The sequence below is a fragment of the Pengzhenrongella frigida genome, from assembly GCF_004168625.1.
GTDB classification, from domain to species: domain Bacteria; phylum Actinomycetota; class Actinomycetes; order Actinomycetales; family Cellulomonadaceae; genus Pengzhenrongella; species Pengzhenrongella frigida.
In genome coordinates this window covers 1-16,545 of record NZ_SDWW01000005.1, presented here as the reverse complement: position 1 = coordinate 16,545, position 16,545 = coordinate 1, and the positions used below count along the sequence as shown (strand labels likewise).

The window sequence follows — 16,545 nt, the reverse complement described above, 5'->3', positions numbered from 1 at the left end:
CCCGGGTGACGACATCACGTCGTCACCCGGGCTCTGCGCCCTCGTACTACTTGCGGGGCTTCTCCCGCATCTCGAAGGTCTCGATCACGTCGTCGATCTCGACGTCGTTGAACGAGCCGAGCCCGATACCGCACTCGTAGCCCTCGCGGACCTCCGTGGCGTCGTTCTTGAAGCGCTTGAGCGACTCGACCGTGAGGTTGTCCCCGACGACGACGCCCTTGCGCAGCACCCGCGCCTTGGAGTTGCGGACGATCTGACCGGTCCGTACCAGCGAGCCGGCGACGTTTCCGAACTTGGAGGACCGGAACACCTCGCGCACCTCGGCGGTGCCGAGCTGGACCTCTTCGTACTCCGGCTTGAGCATGCCCTTGAGGGCCGACTCGACGTCGTCGATCGCCTGGTAGATGACCGGGTAGAAGCGCACGTCGACACCCTCGCGGTCCGCGAGGTCCTCGACGCGCTCGCCGAACTTGACGTTGAACCCGATGATGATCGCGTTGTCGACCGTGGCTAGGTTGACGTCGTTCTGCGTGATGTCGCCCACCCCACGGTGGATGACGCGCAGCTCGACCTCTTCGCCGACGTCGATCTTGAGCAGCGAGTCCTCGAGCGCCTCGACGGCACCCGACACGTCACCCTTGAGGACCAGGTTGAGAGTCTCGACCTTGCCCTGCTGGAGAGCCTGGGTGAAGTCCTCGAGGCTGATCCGCTTGCGACGCTTCGCGAGCAGCGCGGCCCGCTGGGCGGCCTCACGCTTCTCGGCGATCTGCCGCGCGGTCCGCTCGTCGGGCGCCACCAGGATGGTGTCGCCGGCGCCCGGGACGGAGGCGAGCCCGAGGACCATGACCGGGCGAGCCGGTCCGGCTTCGAGGACGCTGCCGCCGTGCTCGTCGAACATCGCCCGGACGCGTCCGTGAGCGGTACCCGCCACGATCGCGTCGCCGACCTTGAGCGTGCCCTGCTGGACCAGCACGGTCGCGACCGCACCGCGGCCCTTGTCGAGGTTCGCCTCGATGGCGACCCCTCGCGCGGCCTTGTCGGGGTTGGCCCGCAGGTCGAGCGAGGCGTCTGCGGTGAGCAGCACGGCCTCGAGCAGCTGGTCGATGCCGAGGTTCTGCTTCGCGGAGACGTTGACGAACATCGTGTCGCCGCCGTACTCCTCCGCCACCAGGTTGTACTCGGTGAGCTGCTGGCGGATCTTGTCGGGGTTGGCCCCCTCCTTGTCCACCTTGTTGACCGCGACCACGATCGGCACGCCGGCGGCCTGGGCGTGGTTGAGCGCCTCGATCGTCTGCGGCATCACGCCGTCGTCGGCCGCGACCACGAGGATCGCGATGTCGGTGACCTGCGCACCACGTGCACGCATGGCGGTGAACGCCTCGTGACCCGGGGTGTCGATGAAGGTGACGGCGCGGTCGACGCCCTCGTGCACCGTGCGGACCTGGTAGGCACCGATGTGCTGGGTGATGCCACCCGCCTCACCGGCCACCACGTCGGTCTGCCGGATCGCGTCGAGGAGCTTCGTCTTACCGTGGTCGACGTGGCCCATGACGGTCACGACGGGCGGACGGGCCTTGAGCTGAGAGTCGTCCTCGTCCGCCAGCTCGGCGTCGAGGTCGATGTCGAAGGCCCCCAGCAGCTCGCGGTCCTCCTCCTCGGCCGAGACCATCTCGATGACGTAGCCGAGCTCGGCGGCGAGCGTGCCGAACATGTCCTCGTCCAGCGACTGCGTCGCGGTCACCATCTCACCGAGGTGGAACAGCACCGTGACCAGGCTGGCGGGGTTGGCGTCGATCTTGTCGGCGAAGTCGTTCAGCGACGAACCGCGACGCAGGCGCACCGGGGTGGTGCCACTGCCGCGCGGAACCTGCACGCCACCCAGCGAGGGGGCCTGCATCTGCTCGAACTCCTGGCGCTTGGCGCGCTTCGACTTCCGTCCACGAACGGGACGGCCTCCGGCGCGACCGAAGGCGCCCTGCGTGCTGCCGCGACCGGCACCACCGGGACGACCGCCACCACCGGGACGACCGGCGAAACCGCCGCCACCGGGCGCGCCACCAGGCGCACCACCGGCACCGCCGGGACGACCGGCGTAACCGCCGCCGCCACCACCGGGACGAGCAGCGCCGCCGCCGCGACCGGCCGGAGCCGGACGGTCACCGGGGCGACCGACCGCGGTGCGCTGGGGCATCATGCCCGGGCTCGGGCGGGGTCCGCCGGGGCGGGGTCCACCCGGACGGGGTCCGCCGGGACGCTCGGTCGACGCAGCGGGAGCACCCGCGGCTGCCGCCGGGTCGACCCGACGCTCACCGGGCCGGGGCATGCCCTGGCTCGGCGCGAACGGGTTGTTGCCGGGGCGCGGACCGCTGGTGCGGGGGCCGCTCGGGCGTGCAGCGGGCTCGGCCGGGGACTCCGGCGCGGCCGGACGACCGGAGCGCGGCATTCCCTGGCTGGGCGCGAACGGGTTGTTGCCCGGACGGGGTGCACCCGGGCGGGTTGCGGCCGACGCCGGTGCCGCGGGAGCCGGAGCTGCCGGGGCGGGGCGCGGGCCGGGAGAGGGCGCGGCCGAGGCGGCCGGCGCGACGGCGGGCGCAGGCGCGGCGGGAGCCGGGGCCTGCGGGGCCGGAGCGGAGACCGCTACCGGAGCCGGCGCCGGGGCGACGGGTGCCGGGGGGGCTGGCTGCTTGGCGCCGGGCTTGGGTGCCGCCGGAGCAGCAGCGCCAGCCGTCGTCGCACCGGCCGGGTACAGGTCGCGCAGCTTGCGCACGACCGGCGGCTCGATGGTCGAGGATGCCGAGCGGACGAACTCTCCGAGCTCGCCCAGCTTGTTCATGATCGTCTTGCTTTCCACACCGAGCTCTTTAGCGAGCTCGTATACGCGGACCTTAGCCACAACTCTCCTGTCTCGGCCCGCCCGGACAGGGTCAGGCCGTCGTTAGTACTGGGTACTCATCGCTGGGTACTCATCGCTGGATTCTCATCGGGCAGCCATCGGCTTCCAACCCGCTTTCGTGTCGCTGTCGGTAAGTCATCGGTGGCCGGCTGTGGAACCGGCACCGCTCTAGAGCGCCTGCAGGGCGACGAGGTACGCCTGCACCGCGGGAGCATTCACCGGACCTGCGAGATGCAGGGCCCGGGGGAATGCCCGACGACGTTCGGCGAGCTCGAGGCACTGAAGATCGGGGTGCAACCACGCACCCCTCCCCGGCAGGCAACGCCCGGTGTCGACCACGAGCTCGGGAGAATCTCCCGCACCCTCGGTCGCCACCACACGCACCAACACGGACCTGGACCCGGTGGACCGACACCCCACACACGTGCGCACCGGGCCCGTGATCGGCCCCGGCGTACCAGCGCTGGAGTGCCGGGCGCGAGGCCCAGCCGCGGTCAGTCTACCGCTCCCGCTCACCGGGCTTGACCGGGAGCGGCCTCCCCGCCGGCGTCGGTGACGGCGGCGGCGTCGGACCGGATGTCGATCCGCCAGCCAGTCAGCTTGGCAGCGAGGCGGGCGTTCTGCCCCTCTTTGCCGATCGCGAGCGAGAGCTGGAAGTCGGGCACGATCACCCGCGCGGCCCGGGCGACCGGGTCGACGACGGTGACCGAGAGCACCCGCGCCGGCGACAGCGCGTGCGCCACCATCTCGGCGGGGTCGTCGCTGTGGTCGACGATGTCGATCTTCTCGCCGTGCAGCTCGGACATGACCGCCCGCACGCGCGAGCCGAGCGGCCCGATGCAGGCGCCCTTGGCGTTGAGCCCGGGGACCTTGGTGCGCACCGACATCTTGGTGCGGTGCCCGGCCTCCCGCGCGATCGACATGATCTCCACGGTGCCGTCGGCGACCTCCGGCACCTCCAGCTCGAACAGCTTGCGCACGAGGTTGGGGTGGGTGCGCGAGAGCGTGACCTGCGGGCCGCGCGGGCCGCGGCCGACGTCGAGCACGTAGCCGCGCAGCCGCTCGCCGTGCACGTACTTCTCGGTGGGCACCTGCTCGTGGGCGGGCAGCACGGCCTCGGTCCCGCCGACGTCGACGAGCACGACGCGCGGGTCCCGGCCCTGCTGGATGACCCCGGCGAGGACCTCGCCCTCCTTGCCGCGGAAGTTGCCGAGCACCTGGTCGTCCTCGGCGTCGCGCAGGCGCTGCACGATGACCTGGCGAGCCGTCGCCGTCGCGATCCGGCCGAAGCCTTCCGGGGTGTCCTCGTACTCCGGCCCGGGAGCATGGACGACGCCGTCCTCGTCCGTCAGGACGTCGTCGGTCGCCCAGACCGTGACGTGCCCGGACTTGCGGTCGACGACCACCCGGGCCTTGGTCCGCGCCCCGGGTGTGCGGTGGTACGCCGAGAGCAGCGCCTGCTCGATGGCCGAGACCAGCACGTCCAGGCTGATGTCGCGCTCGCGCTCCAGCATTCGCAGCGTCGTCATGTCGATGTCCATGTCAGCTCTTTCCGTCGGCGTCGTCTTCGCCGGTTCGTGCCCGGGAGAGCTCGACCTCGACTGATGCGCTCGCGATGTCCGCGAGCGGAATGGTGATGGGGTCGCCCTCGACGTCGCGGCCGGTGGCCGCGTCGACGGGGCTCAGGGCGATGTCGCTGCCCTCGACCCCGGTGAGCCGGCCGAACGCGGCCGACCCGTTGCGCAGCGTCAGCCGCACGAGCCGCGTGCGGGCCCGCTTGAAGTGGCGCAGTTCCGTGAGGGGACGTGACGTCCCCGGCGTGCTGACTTCGAGGGTGTACTCGCCGTTCACCGGCGACGTCTCGTCGAGCGCGTCGCCCACCGCGCGGGCGACCTCGGCGACGGTGTCGAGGTCGAGGCCGCCGACGGCGTCGTCCCCCAGGTCGATCGTGACGCGAACCACCGTGCGACGCCCGGCCGGGCTCACCTCGAGGTCCTCGAGGACGAGTCCTGCTGCGACCACGACGGGCTCGACCACCGTGCGAACCCGCTCGATGCTTGCTGGCTTCGCCATGCGTATCTCCCGTCGGCTCCAGCGGGCAACCCCTGCGTGGATTCGACCCTGTTGTTGAACTTTCGGCCCTAGCCTACCGAGTCCGAGGCGTGGGATCGGCATGGCAAGATCACGGGCGATGACCTCGCCGCTCGTTTCCCCGTGTCGGCGCGCAGCCGAACGCCCGGTACCGGCGCGCCGGCCCCGCGTCGCTTCCCGCCTGCTCGCCCTCGTCACAGGTCTCACGCTCGTCGGCCTGGTGGCCGGGTGCGGCCTGCGCCTCGAGACCCCCGCGCCCACCGCGCCGAGCCCGGACTCCTCCGAGTCCGCCCGCCAGCGCGCGAGCGCCGACTCCGTCGGCCTGATGGTCCTGGCCGGCGCACCGGGGGCGGACCCCGCCGACCCCGTGACCGCGATCCGCGCAGCGGTCGTCACGCAGGCGACCGAGCACCTCGACCAGCTCGGCCCGGGCGACAGCTCGACCGCGGAGCCGACCGCGGAGCCGACCGCCGACCCCAGCAGCGCCGACCCCAGCAGCGCCGTGCCCGGGACGGTCGACCCGGTCGGGACCACGCCCGCCGCGGTCGTCACGCAGCTGACGCAGGCCGCGGCCAGCGCGCGGGCGGACGCCGCGTCGATCCCGGACGGACCGCTGGCGCGGCTGCTCGGGTCTGTCGCCACCGCCCGCCTGCTGCTCGCGCGCCAGCTCGCCGCGGCAACCGCGATCGAGGGCCCCGCGGTGCCCGAGGTGAGCACCCCGACGTCGGCGCCGACCGGTCCCGGCCTGAGCGCCCTGAGCGACCTGGTCGCCGGCGAGGATCAGGCCGGCTACGGGTACGAGGTGATCGCCGCCAAGCTGTCCGACGCCGCGCGCACCGATGCGTCGGACCGCGCCGCGGTGCACCGCGCCCGCGCCGACCAGTGGGCCACGCTGCTCGAGATCGCAGGCACCGGGCTGGACCCGCGACGCTCGGCCTACGCGCTCCCGGCCGGGCTCGACGACCCCGCGGCCGCCGTCGCGCAGGCGCAGACGCTCGAGCTGTCCCTGGCGGCGACCTATGCCGCGCTGCTGACCGCCACCGACGCCGAGTCCCGGGCCGTCCTGCTCGACGGGCTCACCGAGGCGACCGCGACCGCCGTCGCCTGGGGCGCCCCGGTACCCAGCTTCCCGGGCCTGCCGGAGCGCACCGCGAGCTGAACGACAGCTCAGCTCGAGAGCAGCCCGTCCACGAGCTCGGCGACCCGGTCGGGCGCCTCGGCGACCGGCACCTGTTCGGCCGAGGGTCCGTCGGGACCCGCGCGACGCGGTCGAACCTCCACGACACCCTCGGCGAGCCCGCGTCCGACGACGACCACCAGCGGGACTCCCAGCAGCTCGGCATCGGCGAACTTGACCCCGGGCGAGACCTTCTTGCGGTCGTCGTACAGGACCTCGATCCCGCGGCTGGAGAGCGTGGCCGCGAGCGACTCCGCCGCTTCGAACACGGCCGGGTCCTTCCCGGTCGCCACGACATGCACGTGGGCGGGCGCGACCTGCGGCGGCCAGGCGAGGCCGGCGTCGTCGTGGTGGGCCTCGGCGAGCGCCGCGAGGACGCGCGAGACGCCGATGCCGTAGGAACCCATCGTGACGACCACGGCCTTGCCGTTGTGGTCCAGCACGGTCAGGCCGAGCGCCGCGGCGTACTTGCGTCCGAGCGCGAAGATGTGACCGATCTCGATCCCGCGGGCGAGCTCGAGCGGTCCGGACCCGTCGGGGGCCTCGTCCCCGGCGCGCACCTCGGCGGCCTCGACCGTGTTGGTGGCGCCGTCCTGCGCGGCTGCCAGGAAGTCGCGCCCGGCGACCAGGTCGAAGACGTGCTGACCGGCCGAGTTCGCGCCGGTGATCCACCGCGTGCCGCTGACGATGCGCGGGTCGAGCAGGTAGCGCACGCCCAGCGGGGCGCCCTTGGCGTCGAGGCCGGCGTTCTCGCCGAGCTTCTCCGGTCCGATGTAGCCGGCGACCAGGTCGGGCCGGGCGGCAAGATCCGCCGGGGTCGCGGTCTCGACCTCGGCCGGCGACATCGCCGCCTCGAGCCGCTTGAGGTCGACGTCCCGGTCGCCCGGGAGCCCGACGACGAGCAGCTCGCGCTCCCCCGTCGGTCGGACGAGAGCGAGCACGACGTTCTTCAGCGTGTCCGCGGCGGTCCACGGCCGGTCGGCGCGCGGGAAGCGCTCGTTCGCGACGGCGACGAGCGAGTCGATCGTCGGCGTGTCCGGGGTGTCCTCGACGTGGCTGGCGGGTGCGCCGGAGAAGTCGATCGCGGGCGGCGCGGGCGTCGTGACGGCCTCGACGTTGGCGGTGTAGCCACCGGCCGAGCGCACGTAGGTGTCCTCGCCGATCGCCGTCGGGGTGAGGAACTCCTCGCTCCGCGACCCGCCCATCGCGCCGGACGTGGCCGCGACGATGACGTACTCGAGCCCGAGCCGGTCGAAGATCCGCCGGTAGGTGTCCCGCTGCGTCTGGTAGGAGGCCTCGAGCCCGGCGTCGTCGACGTCGAACGAGTAGGCGTCCTTCATGATGAACTCGCGGCCGCGGATGAGCCCGGCGCGGGGGCGGACCTCGTCGCGGTACTTCGTCTGGATCTGGTAGAGCGTCAGGGGCAGGTCCTTGTAGGACGAGTACAGGTCCTTGACCAGGAGCGTGAAGAGCTCCTCGTGGGTCGGCGCCAGCAGGTAGTCCCCGCCCTTGCGGTCCTTGAGCCGGAAGATGTTCGGCCCGTACTCCGTCCAGCGGCCGGTGACCTCGTAGGGCTCCTTGGGCAGGAGCGCGGGGAAGTGCACCTCTTGCGACCCGGCGGCGTCCATCTCCTCGCGCACGACCGCCTCGACCTTGCGCAGCACCCGCAGGCCCAGCGGGAGCCAGGTGTAGATCCCGGGGGCGGCACGACGGATGTAGCCGGCGCGCACGAGGAGCCGGTGACTGGCTACCTCGGCGTCGGCCGGGTCCTGACGCAGGGTCCGGACAAACAGGGTTGACATCCGCAGCAGCATGGGGGCCAGCCTAGTGGCCGTGCCGGGTGGGGCTTCCCGCCCCCGGTGCGCCACGATGGGGGGATGCCGGAGCTTCCCGAGGTCGAGGCGCTCGCGCGGTTCCTGCGCGAGCAAACCACCGGTCGTGTCATCAGCGCCGCGGACCTCGGTTCGATCAGCGCGCTCAAGACGTACTCCCCGGCGCTGGCCGACCTCGTCGGACGTCCCGTCACCGGGGTGGCGCGGCACGGCAAGTGGCTCGACGCGTCCACCGGCCCGCCCGGGGACCCGGGCCCGCACCTGGTGTTCCACCTGGCCCGGGCGGGCTGGGTGCGCTGGCACGACCACGTGCCCGCGACGCCGGTCCGGCCGGGCAAGTCACCGCTCGCGCTGCGGGTGCGCCTGGCCGACGACGCCGGTTTCGACCTCACCGAGGCCGGCACCCGCAAGCGTCTCGCTGTCCATGTGGTCGACGACCCGCACGCGATCCGCGCGATCGCGACCCTCGGCGTGGAGCCGCTCGGTCCCGAGTTCACCGCCGCGCGGCTCGGCGAGCTCCTGACCGCCCGCAACCAGCAGATCAAGGGCCTCCTGCGGGACCAGTCGATGATCGCGGGGATCGGCAACGCCTACTCGGACGAGATCCTGCACGCCGCCCGGCTCAGCCCGTTCGCGCTCACCCGCACGTTCGACCCGGCCCGGACGGCGCTCCTGCACGACGCGATCGTCGAGGTGCTCACCGACGCGGTGGTGGCGTCGTCGGGCAAGCCGGCCGCTGAGCTCAAGGACGCCAAGCGCCGCGGGATGCGCGTGCACGCCCGCACCGGTCAGCCGTGCCCCGGCTGGGACGGCGTGCCGTGCGGTGACACCGTGCACGAGGTCGCGTTCGCCGACTCGACCCTGCAGTACTGCCCCACCTGCCAGACCGGCGGACACCCGCTCGCCGACCGGCGCCTGTCCCGCCTGCTCCGGTAGGGATAGAACAGCACCGGGTCTAGAACAGCACCGTGGCGAACGTCCCGACCTGACGGAAACCGACCCGGAAGTACGCGGCCAACGCCCGGGTGTTGTAGTCGTTGACGTACAGCGAGACGGTCGGCGCGACGTCGGCCCGGGTCATCGCGACCACCGCGGCCATCCCCTGCTCGGAGAGCCCGCGGCCGCGGAGCGCCGGGGCCACCCAGACCCCCTGGACCTGCGCCACCCCGCCGGCGACCGCGCCGAGCTCGGCCTTGAAGGCCACCTCGACCCCGTCGGTCCCCCGCACGAAGCGGACGAACGAGCGATCCTCGGCGATGAGCGAGCGCACCCTGGTCTCGTACGGGCCGTTCACGCCCGACGCCGGCGAGTAGCCGACCTCCTCGGTGAACATCTGCACGCACGCCGGCAGGATGAGGTCGTACTCGGCCGCCAGGGAGCGCCGCACGAACGGGTCGGGCTCGACCAGGGGCTCGTGGTCGATCGCGAGCGAGGGCTGGTTCGCCCGGATCTCCCGCGGACGCGACCAGACCGGGGACAGCCGGGCCCACAGCCCGAGCGCGGCGCCGGACTCCCCCACGATCGAGGAGCAGCGGCGTCCTTGCGCACGGGCGAGCGCGGCGAACGCGTCGAGCGCGCTCTCGGCGCCCGGGGGCACGACGGGGACGAGGTTCGCGCCGGCCCAGCACACGGCTCGGAGCTCGCCATCGGTCTCGAACCCCCACAGCTGACCGCCGGAGGTGCTCAGGCCGGACCGCAGGACTGCGTCGATCCGGTTGGCTGCGAGCACCGACTCCACCGGCAACCGGGCGCAGAGTTTCGCCGCTGCCGGCAGGTCCGCGTCGTGGAGCATGCGTCCACCGGTTGCGGTTGCGTCGAGCGTGGCCTCGCGCCAGCGTCCCATGGAACGATTGTGCACCATGGCCTGGTCAGCCCACCCTTATCCCCACCTGTGTGTTTCGTCCGGATTTCCCCGGCGCGGGGGCCTCGAAGTGGTCAGGCAGGGGCCAGGAATCAGGAGACGGTGACGACCGGCCCCGCGTTCGCGACCGGCTCCATCGACTCAGCGAGGCGCATCGCCTCCTCGATCAGGGTCTCGACGATCATCGCCTCGGGGACGGTCTTGACGACCACCCCCCGGACGAAGATCTGACCCTTGCCGTTACCCGACGCCACTCCGAGGTCGGCCTCGCGCGCCTCGCCGGGACCGTTGACGACGCAGCCCATGACGGCGACGCGCAGCGGCACCTCGAGCCCCTCGAGGCCGGCGGTGACGCGCTCGGCGAGGGAGTAGACGTCGACCTGGGCCCGACCGCACGACGGGCACGAGACGATCTCGAGCTTGCGGGGCCGCAGGTTGAGCGACTGCAGGATCTGGATCCCGACCTTGACCTCTTCGACCGGAGGCGCGGACAGGGAGACCCGGATGGTGTCGCCGATGCCCTTGCTGAGCAGCGCGCCGAACGCCGTCGCGGACTTGATCGTGCCCTGGAACGCCGGACCGGCCTCGGTGACGCCGAGGTGCAGCGGCCAGTCGCCCTGCTCGGAGAGCAGCTCGTAGGCGCGCACCATGATCACGGGGTCGTTGTGCTTGACGGAGATCTTGAAGTCGTGGAAGCCGTGCTCCTCGAAGAGGGACGCCTCCCAGACGGCGGACTCGACCAGCGCCTCGGGGGTGGCCTTGCCGTACTTCGCCATCAGGCGCGGGTCCAGCGAGCCGGCGTTGACGCCGATCCGGATCGACACGCCGGCGTCGGACGCGGCCTTCGCGATCTGCTTGACCTGGTCGTCGAACTTGCGGATGTTGCCCGGGTTGACCCGGACGGCCGCGCAGCCCGCGTCGATCGCGGTGAAGACGTACTTCGGCTGGAAGTGGATGTCCGCGATCACGGGGAGCTGCGACTTGCGGGCGATGGTCGCCAGCGCGTCGGCGTCGTCCTGCGTCGGCACGGCGACGCGCACGATGTCGCAGCCGGCGGCGGTCAGCTCGGCGATCTGCTGCAGGGTCGCGTTGATGTCGGTGGTCTGCGTGGTGCACATGGACTGCACGCTGACGGGGGCGTCGCCGCCGACGTCGATCTTGCCGACCTTGATCTTGCGGGTGGGTCGGCGGGGGGCCAAGACCGGGGCTGGCGCCTCCGGCATACCCAAACTGATCGGGATGCTCACCGGGTCAGTATCCCTCCTCGGGTCTGCAGAACCCTCACAGTGTGACCGGACGCACGATGTCGGCGTAGATCAGCAGCACGCCGACGCCGGTGAGGAGGACGAACACTCCGTAGGCCAGCGGCATCATCCGGGCGACGTCGACCGGACGCGGTCGCGGCAGCCCGCGCACCTTCGCGACCTGGCGGCGGGCACCTTCCCAGAGCGCCCCGGCGACGTGGCCACCGTCGAGCGGGAGCAGGGGAATCAGGTTGAACACGAACAGCGCGATGTTGAGGGACGCGAGCAGGCTGAGCATCGTCAGGACCTGCCCGGTGAGGCCGAAGTCGCCGCCGCCGTCCTCGGCCACCTCACCCGCGATCCGGCCGATGCCGACCGGCCCGATGATCGAGTCCTGCGACCGCTCCTCGGACCCGAAGGCCGCCTGCGCGACGTCGACGACGCGTGCGGGCAGGGCGATGACCACCGCGGCCGTCCCGACCACGGCCTCGCCGACGGACTCCGGGATCGCGGACAGGGGCTGGCGTTGCAGGGCGAACTCCGGACCGATCCCGAGGTAGCCGGCCGGCTCCGTGCGCGCGGTGCCATCGGCGTCCACGACCGCGACGCCGTCCGCGTCGACCACGGGCCGCTCCAGCAGCGCCGGGCTCACGGTCAGGGTCTGCTCGGTGTCGGCGCGCTCGACCACGACCTGGACCATGTCACCGCCGGACGCGCGGATGAGGCCGGAGAGCTGCGTCCAGGAATCGACGGTCACGCCGTCGAACGAGGTGATGACGTCGCCCGTCTCGAAGCCGGCCGCGGCGGCCGGGGACTGCGGGTCCGCGTCGGTGCACTCCTGCGCCCCGGAGGCGGGTACGCACGGCGTGACGAGGGAGACGGTCGAGGTGGCGGTCGGGATGCCGAACCCCACCAGGACGACGCCGAGGAGCACGGTGGCGATCACGAGGTTCATCACCGGCCCGCCGAGCATCACGACCAGCTTCTTGGGGGCGGACAGGCGGTAGAACGCGCGCTGGTCCTCCCCGGGGTGGATCTCCTCGCTGCTGGCCTCGCGGGCGTCCTGGGCGACCCGGCTGAACCAGCCGCGGACGGGCGGGTTCCCCACCGCGTCGGGCGTCGGGTACATCCCCACGAACCGCACGTACCCGCCGAGCGGGATCGCCTTGAGGCCGTACTCGGTCTCCCCCCGGGTGCGTGACCAGAGCGTCGGACCGAACCCGACCATGTATTGGCTGACGCGCACGCCGAACCGCTTCGCGGGCACCATGTGCCCGACCTCGTGCAGCGCGATCGACAGCAGCAGCCCCCCGACCATGACGAGCACGCCCACCAGGTAGGCCATCAGTTCTCCGATCCGTGCGGGCGCAGGGTGCCGCGCAGTACAAGGAGAACCATCATCCCCCGAGAGGCTGGCAATTCGCTGGATGCCGACCTCCGGACTATCGCGCCCCGCCCCTCGGACCGCGCGGGCGGGCGCCACGTATTCCGTCGCGCCAGGGCTCCCAATGCGCGGAATCCACCGGTAGGTTCGGGACATGACAGCCGATTCCGCCACCCATCCCCTCGTGCGTCCGGACCTCCCCCAGCACCGACGGCTGGTGACGGCCGTGCCGGGGCCCCGCTCGCGCGCGCTCGCCGAGCGCCGGGCGGCCGTCGTCGCCGCCGGGGTCACGAGCTCGCTGCCGGTGTACGTCGCGCGCGCGGGTGGCGGAGTGGTCGAGGACGTCGACGGGAACACGTTCATCGACCTCGGCTCCGGCATCGCGGTGACCTCCGTGGGCAACGCTGCGCCGGCCGTCGTCGCTGCCGTCGCCGCGCAGGCCGCGGACTTCACGCACACGTGCTTCATGATCGCGCCGTACGAGGGGTACGTGGCGGTCTGCGAAGCCCTCGCGCGACTCTCCCCGGGCGACCATGAGAAGCGGACGGTGCTGGTCAACTCGGGCGCGGAGGCCGTCGAGAACGCCGTGAAGATCGCGCGGCGCGCGACCGGTCGCGACGCCGTGGTCGTCTTCGACCACGCCTACCACGGCCGCACGAACCTGACGATGGCGATGACGGCCAAGGCCATGCCGTACAAGACCGGTTTCGGGCCCTTCGCGGGCGAGGTCTACCGGGCCCCGGCGTCGTACCCCCTGCGCGAGCCGGTGGCCATCAGCGGAGCCGACGCCGCCGCCCGGGCCATCGCCGTGATCGAGAAGCAGGTGGGTGCCGACCAGGTCGCGGCGATCGTGATCGAGCCGATCCTCGGCGAGGGGGGCTTCATCGTTCCCGCCCCGGGCTTCCTGCCCGCGCTCGCCGCCTGGGCCCGCGCGAACGGCGTCGTGTTCGTGGCCGACGAGGTCCAGACCGGTTTCGCGCGGACCGGCGCCATGTTCGCGTGCGAGCACGAGGGCGTCGTGCCGGACCTCGTCACGATGGCGAAGGGCATCGCCGGCGGGCTCCCGCTCGCGGCGGTGACGGGCCGCGCCGATCTGATGGACGCCGTGCACGGCGGCGGGCTCGGGGGCACGTTCGGCGGCAGCCCGGTGGCCTGCGCCGCGGCCCTTGCCACCCTCGAGATGTACGAGAGCGCCGACCTCGCCGGGGCCGCCCGCCGGATCGAAGCCCGTCTCGTTCCGCGGCTGCTTACCCTCGCGGCCCGCGCGCCCCAGATCGCCGAGGTGCGCGGACGCGGCGCCATGCTCGCGATCGAGCTGGTGCACCCGGGCACGCTCGAACCGGATGCTGCCGAGACGGCCCGGATCGCGCGCGAGTGCGCCCAGCGCGGGGTGCTCGTGCTGACCTGCGGCACGTTCGGCAACGTGCTGCGCTTCCTCCCACCGCTCGTCATCGGCGACGACCTGCTCGACGATGCGTTGGACGTGCTCGAGGACGTCATCGCCGGCCCGGCGCCGACCACGGCCGACGGGTCCTGAGCCAGTGCCTCCGGTGAACCGCGACACGCTCGCCGCGGCGCTCGCCGACGAGCGACGCCGGTTCGTCGCCGACCACCCCCGCTGCGGTGAGCTCGCGGCCGCGGGCCGGGAGCACATGCCGCTCGGCGTGCCGATGTCGTGGATGGCGAAGTGGCCCGGCGCCTACCCCGTGCACGTCGCCGAGGCTCGCGGGGCACGGTTCGTGTGCGCGGACGGCCTCGAGCACACCGACCTGTGCCTCGGCGACACCGGCGCCATGACCGGGCACTCCCCCGCGGCGACCGTCGCGGCGATCGCGCGGCAGGCGTCGCGCGGGATCACCGCGATGCTCCCGACGGCCGACGCCGCACCGGTCGCGGCCGAGCTGACGCGCCGGTTCGGTCGCGGTCCGGCGCCCGTCACGCAATGGCAGTTCACCCTGTCGGCGACGGACGCCAACCGCCACCTCATCCGCTACGCCCGCCAGGTCACGGGCCGCCCCAAGGTGCTGGTCTTCGACTACTGCTACCACGGCAGCGTCGACGAGACCTTCGCGACCCTGGACCCCCGCGGGAACGTCGCCGCGCGCCGCGGCAACATCGGCGCGCCGGCCCCGCTGCGGGACACGACGGTCGTCGTGCCGTTCAACGACCTGCCCGCGCTCGCCGCCGCCCTCGCGGTCGGAGACGTCGCCGCGGTGCTCGCCGAACCCGCCATGACGAACATCGGCATCGTACTGCCCGAGGAGGGGTTCCACGCGGCACTGCGCGACCTGACCCGCAGGCACGGGGTGGTGCTGATCCTCGATGAGACCCACACGCTGTGCGTCGGACCGGGCGGCGCCGTCCGGGCGTGGGAGCTCGAGCCCGACGCCGTCGTCGTCGGCAAGACCATCGGCGGCGGGATCCCCGCTGCGGCCCTCGGGATGACCGCGGAGCTCGCGGCACGGGTCGGAGCCGGCATCGACCTCGAGGACATCGACGTCGGCGGGATCGGCGGCACCCTGGCGGGGAATGCGTTGTCGATGGCCGCCGTGCGCGCAACCCTCTCGGAGGTCTTGACCGATGACGCGTTCGGGCCCATGATCGCGCTCGCCGCCCGGTGGACCGAGGGGGTCCGAGTCGTCCTGGACGACGTCGGCCTGCCGTGGCACGTCACCCAGCTCGGCGCCCGCGCCGAGTACGCCTTCTCACTCGCGCCGCCACGGCACGGCGCCGAGGCCGCCGCCGCCGACGACTTCCCGCTTCAGCAGTACCTGCATCTGCAGGCCCTCAACCGGCGCGTCCTGCTGACGCCGTTTCACAACATGGCGCTGATGAGCCCCGCGACCACTGCCGCCGACGTCGACGCCCACACGGTGGCTTTCGCCGAGGCGGCGTTCACGCTCACAACCTGATCTGGCGCAGGGCGTCAACCCCAGGCTCCGACCGCTGCCGTCCACATGTGCCGCGAAAGCCGGTGACGAACCGGACATCTCGGCTACGGTCGCGCCATGACGGAGCGCAGGGGGGACGTCGCGAAACCCGCGGGCAGCGCGGCCGATGGGAGCCGATGCGTCCCGGACGCCATCACGGCGCGGGTCACATCGCAGCGCTTGCCGAGGCCGGAGCGGAGTCTCGCGCGGCGGACCGACCTGGGAGCACGGCTGCGGCTGCGGTTGCAGTTGCGGTTGCAGTTGCGGCTGCGGTTGCGGTTGCGGACCGCCGTCGTCGCCAGCGCTCTCATGGTCGGGCTGGCCGCCTGCACCGGCGCCCCGGCCCCGGCCGCCTCCAATCCGAGCGGACCCGGCCCGACGGTGACCACCAGTCCGACGACGCCACCCCCGATCCCCAGCCCGAGTGCGAGTGCGAGTCCGAGCCCGGCAACGGTCGCGGCCCCCGACCGGCCCGAGGCGATGGACCGCGACGACGCCGAGGGTGCGATCGCCGCCGCCACGTACTTCATCTCGCTGTACCCGTACGTGTACGCCAGCGGCGACCTCACGGGGTGGCAAAAGATGAGCGATCCCGGTTGCGCGTTCTGCACGAGCGTCGTGGGCAACGTGAGTGAGATGACGAACCTCGGCCACACCAGCGAAGGACCGACGGTGAGCGTGAGCTCAGCCCGAAACGGGCCGACGACTGACACCCCGGGCAGTTTCGCGATCGAGCTCCTCGCGGACCAGGGCAGCTCGATCGAACGAGATCACACCGGCGCGATTGTCGACCGCATCGACGAATCGAAGTCCCTCTCGCTTGTGGCCGCCCTCCAGCATGGCGAGAACGGCTGGATCGTCCGCGAGGTCCAGGTCGACGAGGTCCCGGCCGATGGGTAGACGCTCCCGGCTGCTGCTCGGCCCGGTATCCGCAGCATGCGTGGTGCTCTGGACAGCTCTCGCCTGGGCGGCTCCGGACATCGCAGGAGAGGCCGACGGCAACGCCTACGAAGTCGCCGGTGTGGACCGAAATACGCCCCCACCGGCCGGAGCAGCTGGTGCGGATCCGGATCCGGATGTGGCGTACCTGCGCAGCGGGACCTGCCCGAACCCCGCCCCCGGAACCCTGGACA

At 72.5% G+C, this 16,545-nt stretch carries 14 protein-coding genes; 6 read left to right on the top strand and 8 right to left on the bottom strand.

Features of this window, described 5'->3' with window-relative positions:
• Positions 1-46 precede the first annotated feature (46 nt).
• The 4 genes from infB to rimP all read right to left on the bottom strand — a co-directional run bounded on the left by infB (position 47) and on the right by rimP (position 4,966).
• Positions 47-2,893: a translation initiation factor IF-2 gene (infB, locus tag EUA98_RS02860; protein ID WP_130101160.1), complete on the bottom strand. Its 2,847-nt coding sequence runs from the start codon at positions 2,891-2,893 to the stop codon at positions 47-49.
• Positions 2,894-3,061: 168 nt separating this feature from the next.
• Positions 3,062-3,268: a YlxR family protein gene (locus EUA98_RS20170; protein WP_242511248.1), complete on the bottom strand. Its 207-nt coding sequence runs from the start codon at positions 3,266-3,268 to the stop codon at positions 3,062-3,064.
• Between the two features lie 137 nt (positions 3,269-3,405).
• A complete protein-coding gene (nusA, locus tag EUA98_RS02850) occupies positions 3,406-4,434 on the bottom strand; it encodes a transcription termination factor NusA (RefSeq protein WP_130101158.1) in 1,029 nt (342 codons plus the stop codon).
• Between the two features lies 1 nt (position 4,435).
• Positions 4,436-4,966: a ribosome maturation factor RimP gene (rimP, locus tag EUA98_RS02845; RefSeq protein WP_130101157.1), complete on the bottom strand. Its 531-nt coding sequence runs from the start codon at positions 4,964-4,966 to the stop codon at positions 4,436-4,438.
• Positions 4,967-5,066: 100 nt separating this feature from the next.
• Between rimP and EUA98_RS02840 the strand changes: the two genes are divergently transcribed.
• Entirely contained in the window at positions 5,067-6,143 is a 1,077-nt protein-coding gene (locus tag EUA98_RS02840; RefSeq protein WP_165372696.1) for a ferritin-like domain-containing protein, read from the top strand.
• Between the two features lie 8 nt (positions 6,144-6,151).
• Here EUA98_RS02840 and EUA98_RS02835 read toward each other — a convergent pair whose 3' ends face one another.
• The gene (locus EUA98_RS02835; protein WP_130101155.1) at positions 6,152-7,975 is read right to left on the bottom strand and encodes a proline--tRNA ligase; all 1,824 of its coding nucleotides are present in this window, start codon (positions 7,973-7,975) and stop codon (positions 6,152-6,154) included.
• A gap of 63 nt (positions 7,976-8,038) precedes the next feature.
• Between EUA98_RS02835 and EUA98_RS02830 the strand changes: the two genes are divergently transcribed.
• On the top strand, positions 8,039-8,929 hold the full coding sequence (locus EUA98_RS02830) for an Fpg/Nei family DNA glycosylase (RefSeq protein WP_130101154.1): 891 nt from the start codon (positions 8,039-8,041) through the stop codon (positions 8,927-8,929).
• Between the two features lie 19 nt (positions 8,930-8,948).
• On the opposite strand, the gene EUA98_RS02825 is transcribed toward EUA98_RS02830, so the two are convergent.
• The 3 genes from EUA98_RS02825 to EUA98_RS02815 form a co-directional block, all read right to left on the bottom strand.
• Positions 8,949-9,836: a GNAT family N-acetyltransferase gene (locus EUA98_RS02825; RefSeq protein WP_130101153.1), complete on the bottom strand. Its 888-nt coding sequence runs from the start codon at positions 9,834-9,836 to the stop codon at positions 8,949-8,951.
• Positions 9,837-9,946: 110 nt separating this feature from the next.
• Entirely contained in the window at positions 9,947-11,101 is a 1,155-nt protein-coding gene (gene ispG, locus EUA98_RS02820; RefSeq protein ID WP_130101152.1) for a flavodoxin-dependent (E)-4-hydroxy-3-methylbut-2-enyl-diphosphate synthase, read from the bottom strand.
• Positions 11,102-11,135: 34 nt separating this feature from the next.
• On the bottom strand, positions 11,136-12,443 hold the full coding sequence (locus tag EUA98_RS02815; protein ID WP_130101151.1) for a M50 family metallopeptidase: 1,308 nt from the start codon (positions 12,441-12,443) through the stop codon (positions 11,136-11,138).
• Positions 12,444-12,636: 193 nt separating this feature from the next.
• Between EUA98_RS02815 and gabT the strand changes: the two genes are divergently transcribed.
• The 4 genes from gabT to EUA98_RS20015 form a co-directional block, all read left to right on the top strand.
• Entirely contained in the window at positions 12,637-14,019 is a 1,383-nt protein-coding gene (gene gabT / locus EUA98_RS02810) for a 4-aminobutyrate--2-oxoglutarate transaminase (RefSeq protein ID WP_130101150.1), read from the top strand.
• Positions 14,020-14,032: 13 nt separating this feature from the next.
• Positions 14,033-15,394 carry a transaminase gene (locus EUA98_RS02805; protein ID WP_242511234.1) on the top strand — a complete coding sequence of 454 codons (1,362 nt, stop codon included), beginning with the start codon at positions 14,033-14,035 and terminating at the stop codon, positions 15,392-15,394.
• Between the two features lie 267 nt (positions 15,395-15,661).
• On the top strand, positions 15,662-16,312 hold the full coding sequence (locus EUA98_RS19660) for a DUF6318 family protein (RefSeq protein WP_165372695.1): 651 nt from the start codon (positions 15,662-15,664) through the stop codon (positions 16,310-16,312).
• Positions 16,305-16,545, top strand: a 241-nt coding sequence (locus tag EUA98_RS20015) for a hypothetical protein (RefSeq protein ID WP_207218952.1), incomplete at its 3' end; no start/stop codon positions are given. The genes EUA98_RS19660 and EUA98_RS20015, both read left to right, overlap by 8 nt.